Origin of the sequence: Nonomuraea sp. NPDC049758 (assembly GCF_040674635.1) — a bacterium.
GTDB lineage: Bacteria > Actinomycetota > Actinomycetes > Streptosporangiales > Streptosporangiaceae > Nonomuraea.
In genome coordinates this window covers 197,415-216,529 of record NZ_JBFAMZ010000016.1, presented here as the reverse complement: position 1 = coordinate 216,529, position 19,115 = coordinate 197,415, and the positions used below count along the sequence as shown (strand labels likewise).

The 19,115-nt window shown below is 73.0% G+C and carries 17 protein-coding genes; 11 read left to right on the top strand and 6 right to left on the bottom strand.

Translation table 11 applies throughout. From position 1 onward, the window contains the following. Positions 1–58 precede the first annotated feature (58 nt). The 5 genes from AB0J46_RS35560 (at position 59) to AB0J46_RS35540 (ending at position 6,734) form a co-directional block, all read left to right on the top strand. Positions 59–436, top strand: a complete 378-nt coding sequence (locus AB0J46_RS35560; RefSeq protein ID WP_364338481.1) for a hypothetical protein — start codon at positions 59–61, stop codon at positions 434–436. A gap of 99 nt (positions 437–535) precedes the next feature. After that, positions 536–895 (top strand): hypothetical protein, encoded by a 360-nt coding sequence (locus AB0J46_RS35555; protein ID WP_364338480.1) that lies wholly within the window; start codon positions 536–538, stop codon positions 893–895. 209 nt (positions 896–1,104) lie between these two features. Beyond that, positions 1,105–2,061: a hypothetical protein gene (locus AB0J46_RS35550; RefSeq protein WP_364338479.1), complete on the top strand. Its 957-nt coding sequence runs from the start codon at positions 1,105–1,107 to the stop codon at positions 2,059–2,061. Positions 2,062–2,063: 2 nt separating this feature from the next. Beyond that, positions 2,064–3,881: a potassium transporter TrkA gene (locus AB0J46_RS35545; protein WP_364338478.1), complete on the top strand. Its 1,818-nt coding sequence runs from the start codon at positions 2,064–2,066 to the stop codon at positions 3,879–3,881. A 27-nt stretch (positions 3,882–3,908) separates the two neighbouring features. Next, positions 3,909–6,734, top strand: coding sequence for a BTAD domain-containing putative transcriptional regulator (locus AB0J46_RS35540; protein ID WP_364338477.1), 2,826 nt, complete (start codon positions 3,909–3,911; stop codon positions 6,732–6,734). A gap of 57 nt (positions 6,735–6,791) precedes the next feature. Here the strand turns inward: AB0J46_RS35540 and AB0J46_RS35535 are convergent, their stop codons facing one another. Beyond that, positions 6,792–9,299: a LuxR C-terminal-related transcriptional regulator gene (locus tag AB0J46_RS35535; protein ID WP_364338476.1), complete on the bottom strand. Its 2,508-nt coding sequence runs from the start codon at positions 9,297–9,299 to the stop codon at positions 6,792–6,794. Positions 9,300–9,397: 98 nt separating this feature from the next. On the opposite strand from AB0J46_RS35535, the gene AB0J46_RS35530 reads away from it, so the two are divergent. The 3 genes from AB0J46_RS35530 to AB0J46_RS35520 are packed head-to-tail and all read left to right on the top strand — an operon-like array spanning position 9,398 to position 10,457. Continuing rightward, positions 9,398–9,799 (top strand): rhodanese-like domain-containing protein, encoded by a 402-nt coding sequence (locus tag AB0J46_RS35530; RefSeq protein ID WP_364338475.1) that lies wholly within the window; start codon positions 9,398–9,400, stop codon positions 9,797–9,799. Next, positions 9,796–10,191 (top strand): hypothetical protein, encoded by a 396-nt coding sequence (locus AB0J46_RS35525; protein WP_364338474.1) that lies wholly within the window; start codon positions 9,796–9,798, stop codon positions 10,189–10,191. The genes AB0J46_RS35530 and AB0J46_RS35525 overlap by 4 nt, the downstream gene beginning before the upstream one ends. Before the next feature lie 8 nt (positions 10,192–10,199). Further along, the gene (locus tag AB0J46_RS35520; protein WP_364338473.1) at positions 10,200–10,457 is read left to right on the top strand and encodes a DUF3303 family protein; all 258 of its coding nucleotides are present in this window, start codon (positions 10,200–10,202) and stop codon (positions 10,455–10,457) included. 15 nt (positions 10,458–10,472) lie between these two features. Here AB0J46_RS35520 and AB0J46_RS35515 read toward each other — a convergent pair whose 3' ends face one another. Both AB0J46_RS35515 and AB0J46_RS35510 read right to left on the bottom strand, forming a co-directional pair. Continuing rightward, positions 10,473–11,723, bottom strand: coding sequence for a deoxyribodipyrimidine photo-lyase (locus tag AB0J46_RS35515; protein WP_364338472.1), 1,251 nt, complete (start codon positions 11,721–11,723; stop codon positions 10,473–10,475). Positions 11,724–11,767: 44 nt separating this feature from the next. After that, a complete protein-coding gene (locus AB0J46_RS35510; RefSeq protein WP_364338471.1) occupies positions 11,768–11,923 on the bottom strand; it encodes a hypothetical protein in 156 nt (51 codons plus the stop codon). A 116-nt stretch (positions 11,924–12,039) separates the two neighbouring features. On the opposite strand from AB0J46_RS35510, the gene AB0J46_RS35505 reads away from it, so the two are divergent. Beyond that, the gene (locus AB0J46_RS35505) at positions 12,040–13,515 is read left to right on the top strand and encodes an SDR family oxidoreductase (RefSeq protein ID WP_364338470.1); all 1,476 of its coding nucleotides are present in this window, start codon (positions 12,040–12,042) and stop codon (positions 13,513–13,515) included. 78 nt (positions 13,516–13,593) lie between these two features. Here AB0J46_RS35505 and AB0J46_RS35500 read toward each other — a convergent pair whose 3' ends face one another. Together AB0J46_RS35500 and AB0J46_RS35495 are read right to left on the bottom strand one after the other, a co-directional pair. Beyond that, entirely contained in the window at positions 13,594–14,115 is a 522-nt protein-coding gene (locus tag AB0J46_RS35500; protein WP_364338469.1) for a carbonic anhydrase, read from the bottom strand. A gap of 68 nt (positions 14,116–14,183) precedes the next feature. Continuing rightward, positions 14,184–15,410, bottom strand: a complete 1,227-nt coding sequence (locus tag AB0J46_RS35495; RefSeq protein WP_364338468.1) for an MFS transporter — start codon at positions 15,408–15,410, stop codon at positions 14,184–14,186. A gap of 100 nt (positions 15,411–15,510) precedes the next feature. Here AB0J46_RS35495 and AB0J46_RS35490 point away from each other — a divergent pair, with 100 nt between their 5' ends. Both AB0J46_RS35490 and AB0J46_RS35485 read left to right on the top strand, forming a co-directional pair. Further along, entirely contained in the window at positions 15,511–16,596 is a 1,086-nt protein-coding gene (locus AB0J46_RS35490) for a helix-turn-helix domain-containing protein (protein WP_364338467.1), read from the top strand. Positions 16,597–16,812: 216 nt separating this feature from the next. Next, positions 16,813–18,078 (top strand): valine--pyruvate transaminase, encoded by a 1,266-nt coding sequence (locus AB0J46_RS35485; RefSeq protein WP_364338466.1) that lies wholly within the window; start codon positions 16,813–16,815, stop codon positions 18,076–18,078. A gap of 71 nt (positions 18,079–18,149) precedes the next feature. Here the strand turns inward: AB0J46_RS35485 and AB0J46_RS35480 are convergent, their stop codons facing one another. Continuing rightward, positions 18,150–19,091: a hypothetical protein gene (locus AB0J46_RS35480; RefSeq protein WP_364338465.1), complete on the bottom strand. Its 942-nt coding sequence runs from the start codon at positions 19,089–19,091 to the stop codon at positions 18,150–18,152. Positions 19,092–19,115: the final 24 nt, after the last annotated feature.

The window sequence follows — 19,115 nt, the reverse complement described above, 5'->3', positions numbered from 1 at the left end:
TGTCCATGGCCACGGCGAAGGCTGTCGTGACCCATGTCGACAGTACGGAGGAGAAGACATGACCAGCCACAGACTCGCACTGAGCCTCTCAGCCCTCGCCTTCCTGACCCTGGGCGCGGCGGCCTGCGGCTCCGGCGCCGAGAGCGCCGCCGTGGCCGACGTCAAGGGGTGCAAGGAACTGCGAGCCGTCATGACGACCACGCTGACCGAGCTGCAGAACAAGGCCGGGGACCTTGAGGCGATGAAGCAGCTCTACAGCGAGAGCGCGCGGAAGCTCAAGGGGCTGAACGTCGACGAGAAGGTCAAGGAGGCCCAGGACGCGGCCGTCTCCCTGTACGAGGAGCTGGCCTCGATCGGCGAGCCGGAGGAGGCCGACGAGTACACCGTCCAGGCCAGTGACACCGTGTCGAAGCTCAACTCCGCCTGCGCCGCCTGACCGACGCCGTTCGCCGCCGCCCGCTCCGCCTGCGGCGGGAGCTCCGCGTGGACGGGGCGTTCATCAGCCGTCAAGGTGGACCTCGCAGGATCTGGCGCCATGAAGATCGTGATGACCATCGCCCTGATGACCGCCGTACCTTTCCTGACCGGTTGCGGCTCCACCTCCGCCGACGCGTGCGACGCGGCGGCGGCGGCCAGCGCGACCTGGGAGAAGGAACTCGCCTCCGCGCAGGGCGCGGAGGCGGTCAAGGGGATCAACGCCGCGTACAAGTCGGTGCTGACCGAGCAGGCGGGCAAGGCGGACGGCGCCGTCAGGGCGGCCATGAACGACATGGCCGCCTCGCTCGACGCCGCCGACTCCGCCATCGACGCAGGTGACGAAGCGGGCATCGACGCCGCGCAGAAGGGCACGGACGCGAGGACGACGGCGCTGAACTCCGCCTGCCGGGCCGGCTGAGCCCGGTACGTCAGCACATCCGGACACACGGCCGGCGGCAGATCGTATCTGCCGCCGGCCGTTCTCATGTCTTCCGTCCCGCCGGCGCCTCCCCGTCCCGCCGGACGCGCACGGACCCGGGCACGGCCACCCGCGTGGACGCCCTGTGGACGAAGACGTTTATCTTCCGTCAACCAGGTGTAGAGGCGCACGATCCAGTCTCTCCTCCCATGACTCATCAGCCATTTCCGCCAGAACAGACCCTGGCTCCTCCGCTCCCGGCACCTCCCACGGCCCCCGCACCCGAGCAGGCGACGGCCAAGGGCGGCGTGCTCGACGTCTTCGAGAAGATCGGATCGGTCGCCGTGCCGGTCGCCGTGGGCATGTACGCCATGCTGTACCTGGGCCTGGCCCAGGTCTACGTGGTGTTCGGCATCACCCCCGAGCAGGCCGGCCTCGACCAGGCGACGATCTTCGGCCGGCTCATCGGCACGCTGATCGAGCTCTTCCTGGTGGCCCTGCCCGGCGTGGGGCTGCTCGTCGCGCTGGGCTGGCTGCTCAACCTGGCCACCCGCGGATCCGTCGGCCGGCTGACGCGCCGGCTCCGGGAACAACCCTGGATCGCGGCCACGATGGGCGCTCTCGTCTCCGTCGTCGCCTACTGGGCCTACTTCGGCACGCTGTGGGACCTGTCCGGCGGCCGGCTCCTGGTGGCCGTCGTGCTCGTCGCGGTCTTCGGACTGCTGGTGCCGTTCCGCCTGATGCGGAGCCGCGACACGGGCCGGGCCGGCATGAAGGTGCTCACCGGCGCGCTGTTCGGCATCGGGCTGGGGCTGATCCTGGTCGCCCAGATGGTCCACGGCGCCGTCGACATCGCCGCCAACGGCAACGGCAACGCCCTGCTGCAGACCGTCGGCTTCCAGAACCAGTGGGCCACCGTGGGCGACGGCGACGGCAAGCCGCTGAACAAGGACAACCCGGACGAGAGGTTCCTGCTCCTGGGGGAGAAGGAGGGCGCCTACGTGCTCTACGACTGCGGCAGGCAGGAGACCTTCCGCCGCTCCATCGAGGGCACCACGCTGGGCAGGATCGAGTTCGACCCGGACTTCGCCGATCCCGAGACCGGCGAGGTCAAGGCCTGCGGCTACGCCCTGGAGGCGCAGGATCCCGGAACCGGGGAGCAGTGACCGTGTCCCGTGAGCGACTGCGCTACTGGTTCGACAACACGATGTCCAAGGGCACGCCCGCCCTGATCGGCTGGCTGGCGGTGGCGTCGCTGGTGCTCGTCGGCGTCGTCACCGTGATCGCCGCGCCCATCGCGGGGGAGAACGGGCCCTGGTGGAACGTCGCCTGGATGAGCCTGCTCCGCACCCTCGATCCGGGCACCATGGGCGGCGACGAGGGCAGCCCCTTCTTCGTCCTCATGATGCTCTTCGTCACCATCGGCGGGATCTTCATCGTCAGCGCCCTGGTCGGCGTGCTCACCGCGGGCCTGGACGCGAAGCTGGAGAACCTGCGCAAGGGCCGGTCCCGCGTGGTGGAGAGCGGGCACAGCGTCGTCCTCGGCTGGTCGGAGGAGGTCTTCGCGATCGTATCCGAGCTGGCCAAGGCCAAGGAGAGCGAGAAGCGCCCGGTCGTGGCCGTCCTGGCGGACCGGGACAAGGTCGAGATGGAGGAAGAGTTACGCGACCGGCTCGGTGACGTGGGGCGTACCCGGATCGTGGCGCGCAGCGGCGATCCGGCGGAGCCGACGGCCCTGGATCTGGTGAGCCCGGACACGGCTCACTCGATCCTTGTGCTGCCCACCGACGACGCCGAGCTGATCAAGATCCTGCTCGCGCTGGGCAACCGTCCCTGGGCCGGGACGCGGCCGCCGACCGTGGCCGCCGTGACCGAGAGCGGCAATCTGCCCGCCGCCCGGCTCGCGGGCGGGGCGCACGTCGAGATCGTCGACTCGCAGGACCTCGGAGCCCGCCTGGTCGCGCAGTCGTGCCGTCAGCCCGGACTGTCCACCGTCTACAGCGACCTGCTGGACTTCGACGGCGAGGAGATCTACATCCAGGCCGAGCCCGCCCTCGTCGGCAGGATGTACGGCGAGGCGCTGTTCGCCTACGCCAGCGCGGTGCCGATCGGCCTGCGCCACGGCGACGGCTCCGTGGTGCTCAACCCGCCGAGCCAGAGCGTGATCAGGCACAGCGATGAGCTCATCCTCATCGCCCCCGACGACTCGGCCATCCGCCTGGCGGCGGCGCCGGCCGTGGTGCGCCAGGAGGCGATCGCCCGTCCCGGCGCCCCGCGGCGGGAGCCGACCAGGACGTTGATCATGGGTTCGAACCACCGGCGGTCCAGGATCCTGCGTGACCTGGCGCCCTACCTGCTGACCGGTTCCGAGGTCCATCTCGCCGGGCCCGGCCTGGCCGACCAGCCCCTGCCACCCGGTGTGCTCGTCTCCGCAAAGGAGGTCGACGTCACCAGCCGCACCGCGCTGGAGTCGCTCGGCATCGGCGGCTACGACCACGCGATCGTGCTCTCCGACGGCGCCTACGACGCTCAGAAGGCCGACGCCAGGACTCTGGTGACCCTGCTGCACCTGCGGGACATGCGGACCGGCGTGGCGATCGTCAGCGAGATGAACGACGAGCGCAACAGGAAGCTCGCCGAGATCGCCGAGGCCGACGACTTCGTGGTCGGCGGCAAGCTGGTCAGCCTGCTGCTCACCCAGCTCGCCGAGAACCGGCACCTGGGCCAGGTCTTCGACCAGCTCTTCTCCCACGAGGGCTCGGAGATCTATCTCAAGCCGGCGAGCGACTACATCGTCCCGGGCGCCACCGCCACGTTCGGCACCGTGATCGAGGCGGCCAGGCGGCGCGGCGAGACCGCGATCGGCTACCGCCTGACGGCCTCCGCCGGTCAGGCGCATCAGCACGGAGTCACCCTCAACCCCGACAAATCAGCCCCGCTGGCGTTCCGGCCGGGCGACAGAGTGATCGTCCTCTCCGAGGACTGACAGCGGACTGACGGAGGAGCGGACGACATGGCGCAGGACCTGAGATTCTCCCTGCTGGGCCCGGTGCGCGCCTGGCGCGGCGACCAGGAGCTGGATCTGGGCTCGCCGCAGCAGCGCCTGGTCCTGGCCATGCTTCTGCTGGCCGGAGGCCGGGCGGTCGGCAACGACCAGCTCGTGGACGCCGTCTGGGGCAGGCGACAGCCGCGCACCGCGCTCAGCACGCTGCGCACCTACGTCTCACGGCTCCGCCGCGTGCTCGGCGACGGCGTCGTGTTCTCCATCGGGGACGGGTACGCACTGCACGGCGGCCTGCGTGACGTCGCGGAGGTGGAGCGACTCCACGGCGAGATGCGGTACGCCGAGGCGCTGGCGCTCTGGCAGGGCGAGCCGCTGGCCGGGCTTGAGGGCTTCTACGCCCAGGCCCAGCGGGTCCGGCTGGCCGAGCGGCAGCTGACCATCCTCGAACGCCGCCTCGACCAGGACCTCGGGAACGGCCGCCACGCGGAGGTCATCTCCGAGCTGACCGCGCTGTGCGCGAGCCACCCGACCAGGGAGCGGCTTCGGGCGCTGCTGATGCTGGCGCTCTATCGGTCGGGCCGCCAGGCGGAGGCGATCGGCGTCTACCTGGACACGCGCCGGCTGCTCGCCGACGAGCTGGGCGTGGATCCGTCCCGGGAGCTGGCCGAGCTCTACCAGCAGATCATCAGCGCCGACCCGGCACTCGGCCGGACGGCACGGCCCGCGGCGCACCCGGCGGGGCCGAGGCACCCGCCCAGGCAACTGCCCGCCGACGTCGCCGACTTCACCGGCAGGGAGAAGGAGGTCGAGGCGATCGCGGCCGCGCTGCGCGCCGACGACAGCTCGGCCCTGGTGATCTCGGCCGTCGCCGGCGTGGGGGGAGTGGGCAAGACGACCCTGGCCGTTCACGTCGCCCACCGGCTGGCCGGCGACTATCCGGACGGGCAGCTCTTCGTCGACCTGCGTGGCGCCGGAGTCACGCCGGCCGAGCCCACCGCGGTTCTCGGTTCGTTCCTGCGGGCGCTGGGGCAGGACGACCCGCCGGAGGAACTGGCGGAACGCGCCGCGCTGTACCGTTCCGTGCTCGCCGATCGGCGCATGCTCGTGGTCCTGGACAACGCGTGCGACGTCGGCCAGGTGCGGCCGTTGCTGCCCGGCTCGCCACGCTGCGGCGTGCTCGTCACCAGCCGCGCCAGGCTGACCGGGCTCACCGGCGCCCGCCAGGTGGATCTTGAGGTCCTCGGCCCCGCCGAGGCGCTGGCGCTGTTCACCAGGATCGTGGGCGAGCACCGCGTGGCCGTCGAGCGCGGCGCCGCCCTGGACCTCGTCGGGGCCTGTGGCTTCCTCCCCCTGGCGATCAGGATCGCCGCCGCCAGGCTGGCGGCCAGGCCCAACTGGAGCGTCGCCACCATGCGCGACCGGCTGGCGGACGAACGCCGCCGGCTGGCCGAGCTGCGGGCCGGCGACCTGGCCATCGAGGCCACCTTCTCGCTGGGCTACGAGCAGCTCGACGCCGCGCACGCGCGGGCCTTCCGGCTGCTCGCCGTGCCGGATGCCGCCGGTGTCTCGTTGCCGGCGGCATCCGCGCTGCTCGACCTGCCCGAGGACGAGGCCGAGGCGGTGTGCGAGGGGCTGGTGGACGTCAGCATGCTGGAGTCGCCGTCACCCGGGCGCTACCGCTTCCACGACCTGCTCAAGATCTATGCCCGTTCCCGGTCCGAGGATCACGGGGTACGGCGGTCGGCGCTCGGCCGGTTGCTCGACTTCTACCTGGCGTCCGTCGCCTCGGCGTTCCGGCTGCTGTATCCCGGCGACCGCCGGCCCGCCAAGGTGCGAACCCGCCTGGCCGGGCTGTACTTCGCCGGCGCGCCGGCCGCGGTCGAGTGGATCGACCAGGAGGAGCAGGGCCTGCTCGGGTGCGTCGAGCAGGCCGCGCGGACGACCGGCACCTCCGTGTCCCAGGTCGTGCAGCTGCTGGACATGGCGGCGGACGCGCTCGGGTACGAGTCGGACCCCGCGCGCTACGAACGGCTCGGCGACCTGGTCGTGTCGGCAGCCGTCGAGTCGGCCGACAGAGCCCTGGAAGCACAGGCCCGCTGCCTGCGCGGGCTGACCCTGGTGAGCAGGAGCCGTCTGGACGCCGCCGCCGAGGACGGCCTGGCAAGCCGCGACCTCAGCCGCCGGCAGGGCGACCTGGACACCTATGCCGAGTCGCTGAACCTCCTCGCGCTGAGCGCGATGAGCAGGCGGCAGCTGACCGAGGCCGTCGACTGGTACGTCCAGGCCGTCGATGTGTGGCGCTCACTGGACGACAAGGCCGACCTGGCGCTCGGGCTGGGGAATCTGGCACGGGCGCTGATCGACCTCGGCCGGGTGAGCGAGGCGATCGCCGCGGCGCGGGAGGCCGAGCAGATCTCCCTGGACCTCGGCGGTGGCCGGCCGGACCCGAGCGCGGCCTATCAGCTGGGAATCGTGCTGCGCGAAGCGGGCCATCCGAGCGAGGCCCTGGTCAAGCTGGAGCTCGCGCTGACCGAGTACCGCAGGCTCAGGCAGCGGATGTGGGAGGGGGCGGTGCTCTTCCGGATAGCCGAGACGCACCTGGCCGGGAGCGCGCCCGAGCGGGCGCTCGACTACGCCGAGGACGCGCTCGCGATCCTCACGGAGGTGGGCGACGAGTGGGGGCGGGGAATGGCGCTGACCGTGCTCGGCCGGGCGCTGCGCGAGCAGGGCCAGCCGGGACGGTCGCGGGCCTGCCTGCAGGAGGCCCTGCACGTCTTCGACCGGCTCTCGCTGCCGGAGGCCGCCGACGTGCGCCTGCTGCTCGACGCGTTCTGAGCCGCCAGGCGTTCCAGGTGAAGCCGGCGGCCGCGGCCGGATGACGACGCCCGGGGCTCATCCGGTTCCCGCGTCCGCGGCCTTGAGGGCTTGGAGCAGTTCGGCGGGTGGCGTGCCGCGGCCGGCGGTGAGTGCGGCGGCGAAGGCCGTCTCGCCGAGCTCCGCGCGAAGCGCGCGCCGCAGCCGGCTGTCGCCCGGACCGTCGGGGCCGCCCGGACCGCCCGGACCGCCGGGCCCGCCGGGGCCGGTGGGTGTCGCGGCGCCCAGCAGGCGGGCCGAGCGGGCCGCGAAGCCGGCGGCGTGTTCGGTCTCGGCCAGCAGCCGCAGGCCGGCGGCGATCAGATTGTGGTCGTTGAGGGAGATCGCGGTGCCGGCGCCCTGGAGGAGATGGCGTCGCGCGCGCCGGTGGTCGCCGCGCGAGGCGGCCGCGCGGCCGAGCCCCAGACGGCAGTAGGTCGCGCAGCGAAGGTCTCCGATGCGGTGGAACTCCGGCAGGAGTTCGGTGAGGAGCGCCGTCGCCGCCTCCTGGTCGTCGCGGTGCTGGGTGAGGCGGGCCCGGTGGAGCTGGGCGTGCAGGCGTTCGTGGTCGCTTCCGGTGCTCAGGGCGAGGTCCAGCGCATCGTTCAGGCAGGTCTCGGCCTCCGCCAGGCGAACCTCGTCGCGGATCAGGCGGCCCGCGAGGTGGTTGAGGCAGTTGGCGCGTTTCACGTGGTCGCCCAGGCGGCCGAACAGGGCCGCCGCGGCGCGGAGCCGGTCCACCGCGGTCGCGGTGTCGCCCGCCATGCTCCCGAGCACGGACAACGCCAGCGCGTGATGCCAGTCGTCGCCCAGCCGTTCGAACACCGCGGCCGCGCCGTCGAGCGCCCGGGCCGCCTCGGCGTGCCCGCGCCGGTAGAGCGCCACCTGGCCGGCCGCCAGGGCGGCCGACGCCCGTTCCTCCTCGGTCGCCGCGTGCTCCGCCGCCCGGCGGGCCAGCTCCAGCGCCCTGTCGGTGTCCTGGTAGCAGAGCAGCAGGCAGGACGTGATCGCGGCGCGGACCCCGGCGGAGCCGTCCGGGAGCGGACGGTCGAGCAGCGCGTTCACCCAGGTGAACAGCTCGCCGCGGGCCCCGAGGATCTCCCATCCGGTGCCGATGCCGGTGAGCAGGCCCCAGGCCGCGGCGGTGTCGCCGGAGTCGAGGGCGCGTCCCATGGCCGTCCGCAGGTCGGTCCAGCGGTCGGCGAACCAGCGCAGGGCCGCCGGCTGGTTCTGGCCGCGCAACGCGGGGGCGAGCGACACGGCGTGCGTCAGATGGTGGCGGGCGTGGCGGTCGTGGATCTCCTCGTACTCCTGCCGTTCGGCCAGCCTGTTGCCGGCGAACTGGCGGACGCTGTCCAGCAGGCGGTAGCGCGTCTCCCCGCCCTGGCGCCGGGCGGAGATCAACGAGCGGTCCAGCAGGCGCGGGAAGAGCCGGGTGAGACCGGCGCCGGTGAGCGGCGGCGCGGCCAGCACCAGCGTCGCGGTGTCGTAGTCGAACTCGCCCGGGAACACCGAGCAGCGGTCCAGCAGAAGACGCTCGTCGCCGTCCAGCAGGTCGTAGCTCCACCGCAGGGCCTCCTCCAGGGTGCGGTGGCGGTTGGGCCGCGGCGCGTCGGTCAGCAGCGCGAACCGGTCGTCGAGCAGACGCAGCAGCTCGCCGGGCGAGGCGAACCGGGTGCGTGCGGCGGCCAGTTCGATGGCCAGCGGCAAGCCGTCGAGGCGGCGGCAGATCGTCGCGACCACCGCCGCGTCGGCCGGCGTGACCGTGAGGCCGGGCACGACGGCGGCCGCACGGTCGGTGAACAGCCGGACGGCGGCGCAGTCCAGGATCTCGCCGGGATCGGCGCCCTCGCCGGGCACCGGCAGCGGCGGCACCTGGTAGACGACCTCGCCGCTCACCCGCAGCGGCCCATGGCTGGTCGCCAGCACGCGCAGCCCGCCGGCCGCCGCCAGCAGCCCGGCCAGCAGGGCCGCGACGGCGTCGGCGACGTGCTCGCAGTTGTCCACCAGCAGCCAGCACGGGCTCGCCCGGACCGCGGCGACGATCTGCGGGCCGAGGTCACTGCCGTCGCCGCCCGCCCCGAGCGCGTCGGCGAACGCCCGCTCGACCGGCCTGCCGGGCGCGGCCGAGGCCAGATCGACCAGGACCGCGGGAGCCGGCCCGGCCGCCTCGTGGGCCAGGCGCAGGGCGAGGCGCGTCTTGCCGATGCCCGCGGGCCCCGTCAGGGTCACCATGCGGCCGCCGGCGACCAGCTCGGCCAGGTCGCGGAGCTCGCGCTCCCTGCCGACGAACGACGACAACGGCCTGGGCAGGGCGTGCGTCCGGCGCCGGAGCCGCGCCGCGCCCTCGACCAGGTCCCGCCTGGCCGGGTGGCCGAGCTTGCGCAGCAGGGACGACACATGGCTCTCCACGGTCCGCTCGGACAGCCTGAGCCGGTCGGCGATCTCCCGGTTCGCCAGCCGGTCACCGACCAGCCAGAAGACCTCCGCCTCCCGCCTGGTGACCCCGGCGGACCGTAACGCCTCCGGCAGCGCGGCGTCCTTCATGACGCGAATCATCCCCCAGAAAAGCTCCGTACCGAGCACGGATGTGCCGGCTTCGAGCATGAGGTGTGATGGCGGAAGCCTCCTGAAAGGACCCGCGCATGGCAAGCTCCGTCACCGAAATGATCGCGCACGCTCGCGCACGGATACGCAACCTGTCGGTCGCAGAGGTGGCCGAGGCCCTGGAGTCGGGCACGGTGACCCTCATCGACCTGCGCGAACCGGGCGAGGTGGCCCGCGACGGCAGGGTTCCGGGCGCGGTCCTCGCGCCGCGCGGCATGCTGGAGTTCTGGGCCGATCCGGCCAGTCCTCATCATCGGCCCGAGTTCGATCCCGCCGCCGCGACCATCCTGTACTGCGCGTCAGGCGGCCGTTCCGCGCTCGCCGCCCTGGCGCTGCGGGAACTCGGCTACGCCGACGTCGCCCACCTCGACGGAGGGCTCAACGCCTGGAAGGAGCACGGCCGTCCCGTGACCCTCCAGGCGGAGGAGGAACGCCGGTGAACGGGGACGCGCTCGGAGCGGCGTTCGCGCGGGCGCTGGCCGCCAAGGACCGCGACACGCTGCACGCCCTGCTCGGCGACCCGGTCGACTTCAAGGCGCTCACCCCCGGAGCCCACTGGGACGCCGACGACCCCGGCGAGGTCGTGGACCGGATCATCCTCGGCCAGTGGTTCGAACCCGGCGACGACATCGAACGTCTCCTGCACGTCGCCACCGGCCGCGTGGGCGACCGGGAGCATCTCGCCTACCGCCTCCAGGTGCGTACCGGCTCCACCCGCTACCTGGTCGAACAGCAGGTCTACTACAGCGTCGCCGGCGAGCGCATCGCCTGGCTGCGTATCCTGTGCTCCGGCTTCCGGCCCGCCCCGGACGGGGAGCCGCCGGAGGGCTGATGTTGTTCATGGTGATCGAACGATTCCGCGGCCAGGACGCGAAGGCCGTCTACCGGCGGTTCCGGGAGAAGGGCCGCATGACCGGCGAAGGTCTGGTGTTCGTCTCCAGCTGGGTGACGGCCGACCTGAGCCGCTGCTTCCAGCTCATGGAATGTGACGACATCGCACTCCTGCAGCGCTGGGTCGCCGAGTGGTCGGACCTCACCGAGTTCGAGATCGTGCCGGTGGTGCCCGGAGCCGCGACCGCGGCCGCCCTCGACGGCTGATCCGGACGTCGCCGGTCAGAGCATCGGACGTGGGTACCCGGCCGGGGGAGTGCCCAGCAGCCACGGCTGGTGGATGTGGGCGGCGGGCACGCCGGCGAGCTCGGGGACGTGGCGGCGTACGTAGTCGCCCGCCGGGTCGTACCGCTGGGCCTGGCGCAGCGGGTTGAAGGCGCGGTTGGGACGCGTGTCGTTGCCGGTGCCGGCGATCCACTGCCAGTTGCCCGAGTTGTTGGCCACGTCGCCGTCGAGGAGGTGCTCGAAGAAGTGCCCGGCGCCGGCCCGCCAGTCGATCCCGAGGACCTTGACCAGGTAGGAGGCGACGATGAGGCGGGCCCGGTTGTGCATCCAGCCCTCGGCGAGGAGCTGGCGCATGCCGGCGTCCACGACGGGCAGCCCGGTCATGCCCTCCCGCCAGGCCTGCAGCGCGTCCTCGTCGTCGCGCCAGCGATGGCCGCGGGGGCGGTAGTCGTCCCGGTTGATCCGCGGGAAGGCGTGGGTGACCTGGTGGTAGAAGTCGCGCCAGCACAGCTGGCGGACGAACGGCTCGCTGCCCGCGGCCAGGTGGGCCAGTTCCAGCGGGGACAGGCAGCCGAACCTCAGGTACGGGCTCAGCCGGGAGGTGCGGTCGCCGGCCAGGTCGTCGTGGCCGTCGGCGTACCCCGGCAGGGCGCGGCGGATCCACTGGCGGGCGCGGTCGCGGGCGGCGGTCTCGCCGCCGGGCATGGGTTCCGGCCGGGCCGGGCCCGGCAGCCGCCCGGCGTCGAGGTCGCGGGGCGTCGGCACGTGGTCGGGGGCCGCGAGCAGGGGGCGGCGCCGGTGCCGGCTCCAGGCGCGCCAGTACGGCGTGAAGACCCGGTAGTGGTCCCCGCCCCCGGACGGGGTGAGCGTGCCGGGCGGCACCACCGTGACCCCCGGGAAGAGCTCGTACGCGATCCGTTCGCGGGCCAGCCGGTCCTGCCTGCGCCTGGCCAGCAGGCTGACGTCGGCACTGGCGAAGACCGCCTCGGCGCCGGTTTCCCGGACGAGCCTCATGGTCTCGGTCACGACGTCGCCGTGCCGTACGACCAGGTCCCCGCCGCGTGCCCGCAAGGACGCCCGCAGATCGGCCAGGCACTCCAGCAGGAAGCCGCGGCGGCGGCCGGCGGGGACGGTCTCGTCCAGCACGAACAGGGGGAGCACGGCGCGGGCGCGCTCGCAGGCGGCCGTCAGGGCCGGGTGGTCGTGCACCCGCAGGTCCCTGTTGAGCAGGACGATCACTGTGTCCATCGACGGTCCCTTCACGACGAGACGGGCTGCGGTCGCGGGTCGTGTCACGACGTGGCCGCGCGAGCCGGGCCGGTGCGGAGGCGGGCGCGGTCTCCGTCGTCGCCGCCGTCGTCGTGGCAGCCGTCGTGCCGCGCCGGCTCGCCGAGCGGGCGGCTCGGCGCCGCCCCTCGCGGCCTGCCACGACCGTGCACCTCAGCCATGCCTCACAGATGCCCCGCCGGCCGCGCCCGCACGCGCGCGGCGGCAGTGCTGGTGGACGTGACGATGACCGGCCTGCTCCGGCATGAGGCCCGAGGGACGGGGAAGGTGCGTGGACATGGCATTCTGCCTGGTGACCGGGGCGACGGGGTACATCGGCGGGCGGCTGGCGCCTGAGCTGCTGGCCGCCGGTCACGACGTGCGGTGCATGGTGCGCTCGGCCGGACGCCTGCGCGATCTGCCGTGGGCCGAACGGGTCGAGGCCGTCGAGGCCGACGCCACCGACGCCGAGCGCACGCGCCGGGCGCTGGACGGGGTGGACGTCGCGTACTACCTGATCCACGCGATGGGGACGAGCGGCCGGTTCGCCGAGCGGGACCGGCTGGCGGCGCGCACGTTCGCGGCCGCGGCGGCCGAGGCGGGCGTGCGGCGGATCGTCTATCTGGGCGGGTTGACCGCGGACGAGCGGCTCTCGCCGCACCTGTCGTCGCGGGCCGAGGTGGGGGAGATCTTCCTGCGCGGCGCGGTCCCGGCGGTGGTGCTGCGGGCCGCGGTGATCATCGGGTCGGGGTCGGCCTCGTTCGAGATGCTGCGTTACCTGACCGAGCGGTTGCCGGTGATGACGACGCCGCGCTGGGTGCGCAGCCGGACGCAGCCGATCGCGGTGCGGGACGTGCTGCGTTATCTGGTGGCGTGGGCGGATGTGCCGGGAACGGTCAACCGGGGATTCGACATCGGCGGGCCTGATGTCCTCACATATGCCGACATGATGCACGGCTATGCCGCGGTGGCCGGGCTGCCGCCAAGATTGATCATCCCGGTGCCGCTGCTCACCCCCCGGCTGTCGAGCCTGTGGGTGGGGCTGGTCACGCCCGTCCCCGCGAGCATCGCGCGCCCGCTGGTGGAGTCGCTGCGCAACGAGGCCGTGTGCGGCGAGCACGACATCGCCCGCCACGTGCCCGACCCCGAGGGCGGGCTGGTCGGCTTTCGGCAGGCGGTGTCGCTGGCGCTGATGAAGATCAAGGAGGCCGACGTCGCCACGCGCTGGTCCTCGGCGTCCACGCCGGGCGCGCCGAGCGATCCGCTGCCCACCGATCCCGACTGGGCGGGCGGCAGCCTGTTCGTGGACGACCGCAGCCTGGCCGTGCAGGCCAGCCCCGAGGCGTTGTGGCAGGTGATCGAGGGCATCGGCGGCCGTAACGGCTGGTACTCGCTGCCGGTGGCGTGGCAGCTGCGGGGCCTGGCCGACCGGCTGGTGGGCGGGGTCGGGCTGCGGCGCGGCCGGCGCGATCCGGCCCGGCTGCGGGTGGGCGACTCGATCGACTTCTGGCGGGTGGAGGAGGTGCTGCCCGGACGGCTGCTGCGGCTGCGCGCCGAGATGCGGCTGCCCGGACTGGCCTGGCTGGAGCTCGGCGTCACCCGCTCCGGCGGCCGGACGATCTACACACAACGTGCCATTTTTCATCCGCACGGACTGCTCGGCCAGCTGTACTGGTGGTCGATCTCGCCCTTCCACGGCCTGATCTTCGGCCGGATGCCGGTCAACGTGGCCGCCGCGGCCCGCCGCAGGGAGCAGTCCGCGGCTACGAGCTGACCAGCGCCAGATCGAGCACGTCAATGCCGACCGGGGTGCGCTCGGTCACGCGGCGGGGCACGCCGGATCCGCACCTGATCAGTCGGACGAGCCCTGCGGGCCGGCGTCCAGCTTGACCTCGTTCAGCCGGCCCGTGGCGACGTCGTAGACGAACCCGCGGACCGAGTCCTTGTGCGGAATGAAGGGGTCGGCCTGGATGCGCCTGGCCGACTGGCGCACGTCCGCCTCCAGGTCCTGGAACGCCTCGGCGGACCAGTCGGGCTTGACACCGACCTCCTGGTAGATGTCGTGCTTGAAGCCGTCGTCGGTGAAGGTGAGCATGCCGCAGTCGGTGTGGTGGATGAGGATGATCTCGCGGGTACCCAGGAGGCGCTGGCTGATGGCCAGGCTGCGCCGTTCGCCGGCGGTGACGACGCCACCGGCGTTGCGGATCACGTGCGCGTCGCCCTCGCGCAGGCCGAGCAGGCCGTAGACGTTGAGCCGGGCGTCCATGCAGGCCAGCACGGCCACACCCCGGGCGGGCGGCAGCGGCAGGTCGCCGGAGTCGAAGGCGGCGGCGTAGCGTTCGGAGTTGGCGATCAGCTGGTCGGTGACGCTCATGGGGGACGTCCTCCTGTCACGTGCCGCGGCCCGCGGCCATAGCCCACATTCCCTACTGACTGTACAGGTTATTGTGCTCCTGTGCAGCCCCTGCGTCGAGGGCGAACACGGCGGTCGGCGACGGCGGAGGCGGACAGGAGGGTCGCGGTGGAGAGGCTGCCCCAGAGGGTGGCCGGGCCGTGGGCGGCGAGGGCGGTGATGACCGCCGGGGAGACGGCGAGGCCGAAGCCCGTGGAGAGCTGGAAGCGGGCGAGGGCGCGTCCCAGAAGATGGGCCGGCGCGAGGGCGGTGACGAGCGCCGTCGCGCTGCCGGCGTAGACGATCTCGCCGATGGTGCAGACCACGGACACCACGGCGACGGCCGGGGCACCCCAGCCGGGCCCCAAGGACGTGGCCGCGAGGAAGCCGAGGTAGGACGCGGCGAGCAGCACGCCGGCGAGCGCCAGCACGGTCCGCCGGGAGAAGCGGGACAGCAGGACGGTCACCGGCACCTGCAAGGTGACCACCAGCACCGTGTTGGCCACGAAGACGGCCGCCGGCCACACCGGGGACGCGTGCATCTGTGCCACCAGGACCAGCGGCACCGCGATCTCGGGGACGTTGAGGCAGAAGACGTAGACCACGTTGGCGGCCAGCAGCGCGCGCATCCGGGGCGCGGGCCCGCCGATCACGTCCGTGGCCGGAGCGGCGGCCGGACGCGCACGCAGGTGGACCGACCACGCCAAGGCCGCAGCGGCGAGATAGGCGAGCCCGGTGACGGCCGCCAGCGCCTGCAACGCGGCGGCGCCGCCCGCCAGGCACGCGGTGGCGAGCAGGGCGCCAACGCCCAGAGCGGCGTTGCGCAGGGCACGGCCCGCCGCGAGGGCGGCGTCGCGGTCGCGGCCGTGGGCGACCGTGGCCACGAGGGCCGCGTGGGCGGCCGGCCATGCCTGGTTGCCGATGCCGAGGAAGAGCGCCGCCGTCGCGAACAGCCAGACGTGCCCCGCCGGGGCGGCCAGCAGCAGCGCCACGCCCAGCACCCGCACCAGCATCGACGCCGCCACGACCGTGCTGCGCGCGCCCCGGTCCAGCCATCGGCCGACCGCGGGCATGCACACCAGGCCCACGACGACGCCGGCCGTCATGGCGATGCCGGTGACCGGCGCGGACAGCCTCAGCACCGTCACCCCGTAGAGCAGCAGGAAGGGCCGCAGCAGGCCGGTGCCGAGCGCGTCCACGGCCAGGGCGACGGCGTAGCGAGGGCCTCCGGAGGCGCGGACGAGGGCGCGCGGCCGGATCGTGGCGGTGGATGCCATGGCGTCAACCATGCGTCCGGCCGCGCGGGACGGCTCCGCCAGTTGACGGACACCGTCAATCGACGCGGTCGCCGGCCGTCCGACCAGGGATGATGTGGGGATGACGCTGAGGATCGACATCGGCGGCCTGCCGTCCGGGCGGCTGCGGTTCGCCGCCTCCCCGCTGGCCGAGCTGACCGCGATGCTGCACGTGCTGGCCGAACCCGGGCATCACCCGCAGCTCGCCGGCTGGGCCGGGGACGTCTGGGCCGGGCTGCGGCCGGAGCTGGCCGAGCGGCTCAGGGAGGCGGAGTTCCTCTGGCGTTCCTCGCGGGCCGACTTCCTGGTCCCGGCGCGTCCCCGGCCGACCCTCGCCGAGGAGCTGGACGATGTCGACCGGATCGACGACGAGACCTACGTGACCGCCGCGCTCATCACCACGTGCGGCAGCAACCGGGTGCACTTCGCCGCGCCGTCGCCGCTCACCGACGCGACGGCGCGCGAGCGGGCGCTGGACCTGGCCCAGGCCCGCGGCGCGCTCCAGGAGGCCTTCGCGGAACGGCTGCTCGCGGACCCGGCCGCCGTGCGGGCGCGGGTGCGCGACACCCTCGAACAGTGCGCCGAGGCGTTCTTCGACGCCGCCTGGACGGGCGTCGCCGCACAGCTGGCCACCGACCTGCGCCTGAAGAACGACCTGCGGAAGCGCCAGGGCATCGGGGCGGCGCTCGCGTCCGTCTCCGGCGCCGTCACCCTGGCGCCGGACGGCAACCGCATCATCGTGGACAAGCTGCAGGACAACGCCACCACCGCCCACGGCACCGGAGTCACCTTCCTCCCCAGCGTCTTCGGCCGCCCGCACCTGGTGGTGGTGCACGCGCCCGGATGGCAGCCGGTGGTGCAGTACCCCGTGGCCGAGGCGGGGCCGTCGGAGCCGGTGTCGCTGGAGACGGTCACGCTGCGGCTGGAGGCGCTCGCGCATCCGGTACGGCTGCGGCTGCTGCGCACCCTGGCCCGCGGCCCGCACACCACCGGCGAGCTGGCCCACGCCTGGGAACTCTCCCCTCCGGAGGTCTCCCGCCACCTCGCCGTCCTGCGCCGCGCGGGCCTGCTCACGGCCCGGCGGCACGGCCGTTACGTCCGTTACACCGTCAACGTCCCCGACCTGACGGCGCTGGGCGCCGACCTGCTGACGGCCGTACTGCGCTGAGCGGCTTCCGCTGTCAGGACGTTCGAGCCGATCCTTTCGTGGAGGTCTGATCGCGCTCACCGGCGTTGCGCTCGGCCCCGGCCGCCGCGAGCGGGCCGGCCGGCGCACGTCGTCACCGTCTTGTGCGGCGACGACTAATGCGGTGGACTCGCTTGATCACGACAAACCGCGGGTGTGTGCCGGCGGCGGGCCAGATCCGAGAAGGGACACGCAAGAATGAAGTTATCGCGGAGCGGCCAGAAGATGTCTGATATGTCGGGCCTGCGGAGCATCATGGAGGACGTCGCGACCTCCACCGCCTCGGGCGCGTCCGACTGGCTGAACCTGAGCATCGGCAACCCCGCCCAGATCAAAGAGGTCATCGACGCCTGGAGGGACCTGACCGCGACCGTCGTGGCGGAGGACTTCGCCGCGACCAGCAGCCGCTACGGGCCCTCGCGCGGCATGCCCACCCTGGTCGAGGAGATCGTCACCTCCTTCAACGCCCAGTACGGCTGGGGCATCACGGCCGAGAACGTCGTGGTGGGACCGGGCAGCCAGATGCTCTTCTTCATCGCCACCGCGCTGTTCTCCGGCCAGACCGCCGACGGCTCGTTCCAGCGCGTGGTCCTGCCCATGACTCCCGACTACGCCGGCTACCTGGGCCTGTCCACGGACCCCGACGGCGTGACCGGCATCGCCCCCGAGATCGAGCTGACCGGCGACAGGTCCTTCCGCTACGCCTTCGACTTCGAGGCGGTGGAACGATGCCCCGAGGTCGGCATGCTCCTGCTGTCCAGCCCCAGCAACCCGACCGGCCGCAGCATCGACGGCGACGAGCTCGCCCGGCTGGTCGGCCTGGCCCGGCGCCACGACGTGCCGCTGATCGTCGACCACGCCTACGGCGCCCCCTTCCCCCGCGTCGCCGCCTCCCGCGTGGCCCCGCAGTGGGACGACCACCTGATCAACTGCTTCACCCTGTCCAAGGCGGGCATGCCCGCCGAGCGCGTCGGATTCGCGATCGGGCCGTCCCGGTACATCCGGGCGATGGTGTCGTTCATGGCCAACTCCGTCCTGCACGCGCCGCAGCTCATGCAGCGGGTGGCGGCCAGGGCGCTGTCCTCGGGGCTGCTGGACCGGCTCGCCGCCACGGTGATCAACCCGTTCTACCGGGCCCGCCGCCTGTACGCCGAGCGCCTGCTGGCCGACCTGCTGCCCGAGTCCGTCACCTGGCGGCTGCACGCAGGAGAGGGCGGCATGTTCTGCTGGTTGTGGATCGATCACGACTGGTTCGACGACATGGCCCTGTACCGGCTGTTGAAGACCAAGAAGGTCTTCGTCGTCCCCGGCCGCCACTTCTTCGCGACCCCGGCGTCGGACGCCACGGCCGCGTCCCACGCCAGGCGGTGCTTCCGGATCAGCCTCACCGCCGACGAACACGTGATCGCCGAGGGCGTCGGAAGGATCGCCGAAGGCCTCCTGGAGCTGCGCCGCAGCTCCTGAAGGCCCGCGCCGCCCGGACCTGCCGCCGCCCATGAGCCCAGGCCCGGCGCGGCCCCGCCGCCGTGCCGCCGCTACGGCAGGGCGGGCACGGCCGGCGCGTTGTTGGTCCAGCCGGTTTCGAGCATGGTGTCGGTCGTGGCCTCGTTGAGGGACAGCTTGCCGCTGATCGCGGTCGTCCGGCTCTTGGACAGCAGCAGCATCGTGCCGGTGTCCACGATCAGGCCGGTCTGCTCCTTGATCGTCAGTCCGTTCTTCTGAACGACCGTCGGGTGGTCGATCGACAGCGCCGCGCCGGCTCTGCCCATGCCGTCCTTGGACTGTCCCTGCGAACGGACGGCGGGCATCGTCTGCAGGAGCTGGTAGGCCGCGGCGCGGACGTTCTTGGGCGCCGGAAGCCGGTGGAGCATCTCCGGCAGCGTCCCGGTGACGAACTGGTCCACGTCGTTCTGCTTGACCCGTGAGACCCGCGCGGCCTCGGAGAGCCAGGACTTCAAGCCGTTCGGGTCTGCGGGCAGTCGCTGGACCTCGTCGTAGGTCAGCCACTGCCCGGCCAGAAAGAACTTGTCGCTGTCGCGGCCGCGTACGGGCCCGACGTGGCCCTTGTCCGGCTCGGTCGACAGCTTCACGACCTGGCCGTCGGCCGTGCGGGTCCACTTGGCCGGCGAACCGTCGCGACGCCACGCCTTCCGGTCCGCCGCGCTCTTCGGATACGCCCCCGCGTTCCGGTATCCGAGCCACGTCTTGCCGTCGGGCGCCGTCCATTCCTCGGTGAGCGCCTGCTCCACCACCCAGTAGCGATTCGCGCCGCTGCCCATCTGGCGGGGACCGGTGCGCTGGGTCAGCACCCTCGTATGCCAGTAGGCGCCTTCCGCCGGAGCCGACGCGGCGGCCGCGAGCTGTGTCTGCGATGCCTTCGCCACGCTCGGCGGGCCCAGCAGGGCGGCGACGCCCACGGCGGCCAGGCCGGTGCCGACGGCGATCAGCGGCCGGACCCGTGCGGTCGCGAGCTTCATGTCTTTCCTCCAGAGATCGGGAAG

Bases quoted from the DNA above. Each gene is read 5' to 3' on its own strand.
- AB0J46_RS35485 (WP_364338466.1), top strand. From the start codon at position 16,813: ATGAAGTTATCGCGGAGCGGCCAGAAGATGTCTGATATGTCGGGCCTG.
- AB0J46_RS35535 (WP_364338476.1), bottom strand. From the start codon at position 9,299: ATGAAGGACGCCGCGCTGCCGGAGGCGTTACGGTCCGCCGGGGTCACC.
- AB0J46_RS35555 (WP_364338480.1), top strand. From the start codon at position 536: ATGAAGATCGTGATGACCATCGCCCTGATGACCGCCGTACCTTTCCTG.
- AB0J46_RS35490 (WP_364338467.1), top strand. From the start codon at position 15,511: ATGACGCTGAGGATCGACATCGGCGGCCTGCCGTCCGGGCGGCTGCGG.
- AB0J46_RS35510 (WP_364338471.1), bottom strand. From the start codon at position 11,923: ATGGCTGAGGTGCACGGTCGTGGCAGGCCGCGAGGGGCGGCGCCGAGC.
- AB0J46_RS35505 (WP_364338470.1), top strand. From the start codon at position 12,040: ATGGCATTCTGCCTGGTGACCGGGGCGACGGGGTACATCGGCGGGCGG.
- AB0J46_RS35515 (WP_364338472.1), bottom strand. From the start codon at position 11,723: ATGGACACAGTGATCGTCCTGCTCAACAGGGACCTGCGGGTGCACGAC.
- AB0J46_RS35495 (WP_364338468.1), bottom strand. From the start codon at position 15,410: ATGGCATCCACCGCCACGATCCGGCCGCGCGCCCTCGTCCGCGCCTCC.
- AB0J46_RS35480 (WP_364338465.1), bottom strand. From the start codon at position 19,091: ATGAAGCTCGCGACCGCACGGGTCCGGCCGCTGATCGCCGTCGGCACC.
- AB0J46_RS35500 (WP_364338469.1), bottom strand. From the start codon at position 14,115: ATGAGCGTCACCGACCAGCTGATCGCCAACTCCGAACGCTACGCCGCC.
- AB0J46_RS35530 (WP_364338475.1), top strand. From the start codon at position 9,398: ATGGCAAGCTCCGTCACCGAAATGATCGCGCACGCTCGCGCACGGATA.
- AB0J46_RS35520 (WP_364338473.1), top strand. From the start codon at position 10,200: ATGGTGATCGAACGATTCCGCGGCCAGGACGCGAAGGCCGTCTACCGG.
- AB0J46_RS35550 (WP_364338479.1), top strand. From the start codon at position 1,105: ATGACTCATCAGCCATTTCCGCCAGAACAGACCCTGGCTCCTCCGCTC.
- AB0J46_RS35540 (WP_364338477.1), top strand. From the start codon at position 3,909: ATGGCGCAGGACCTGAGATTCTCCCTGCTGGGCCCGGTGCGCGCCTGG.
- AB0J46_RS35560 (WP_364338481.1), top strand. From the start codon at position 59: ATGACCAGCCACAGACTCGCACTGAGCCTCTCAGCCCTCGCCTTCCTG.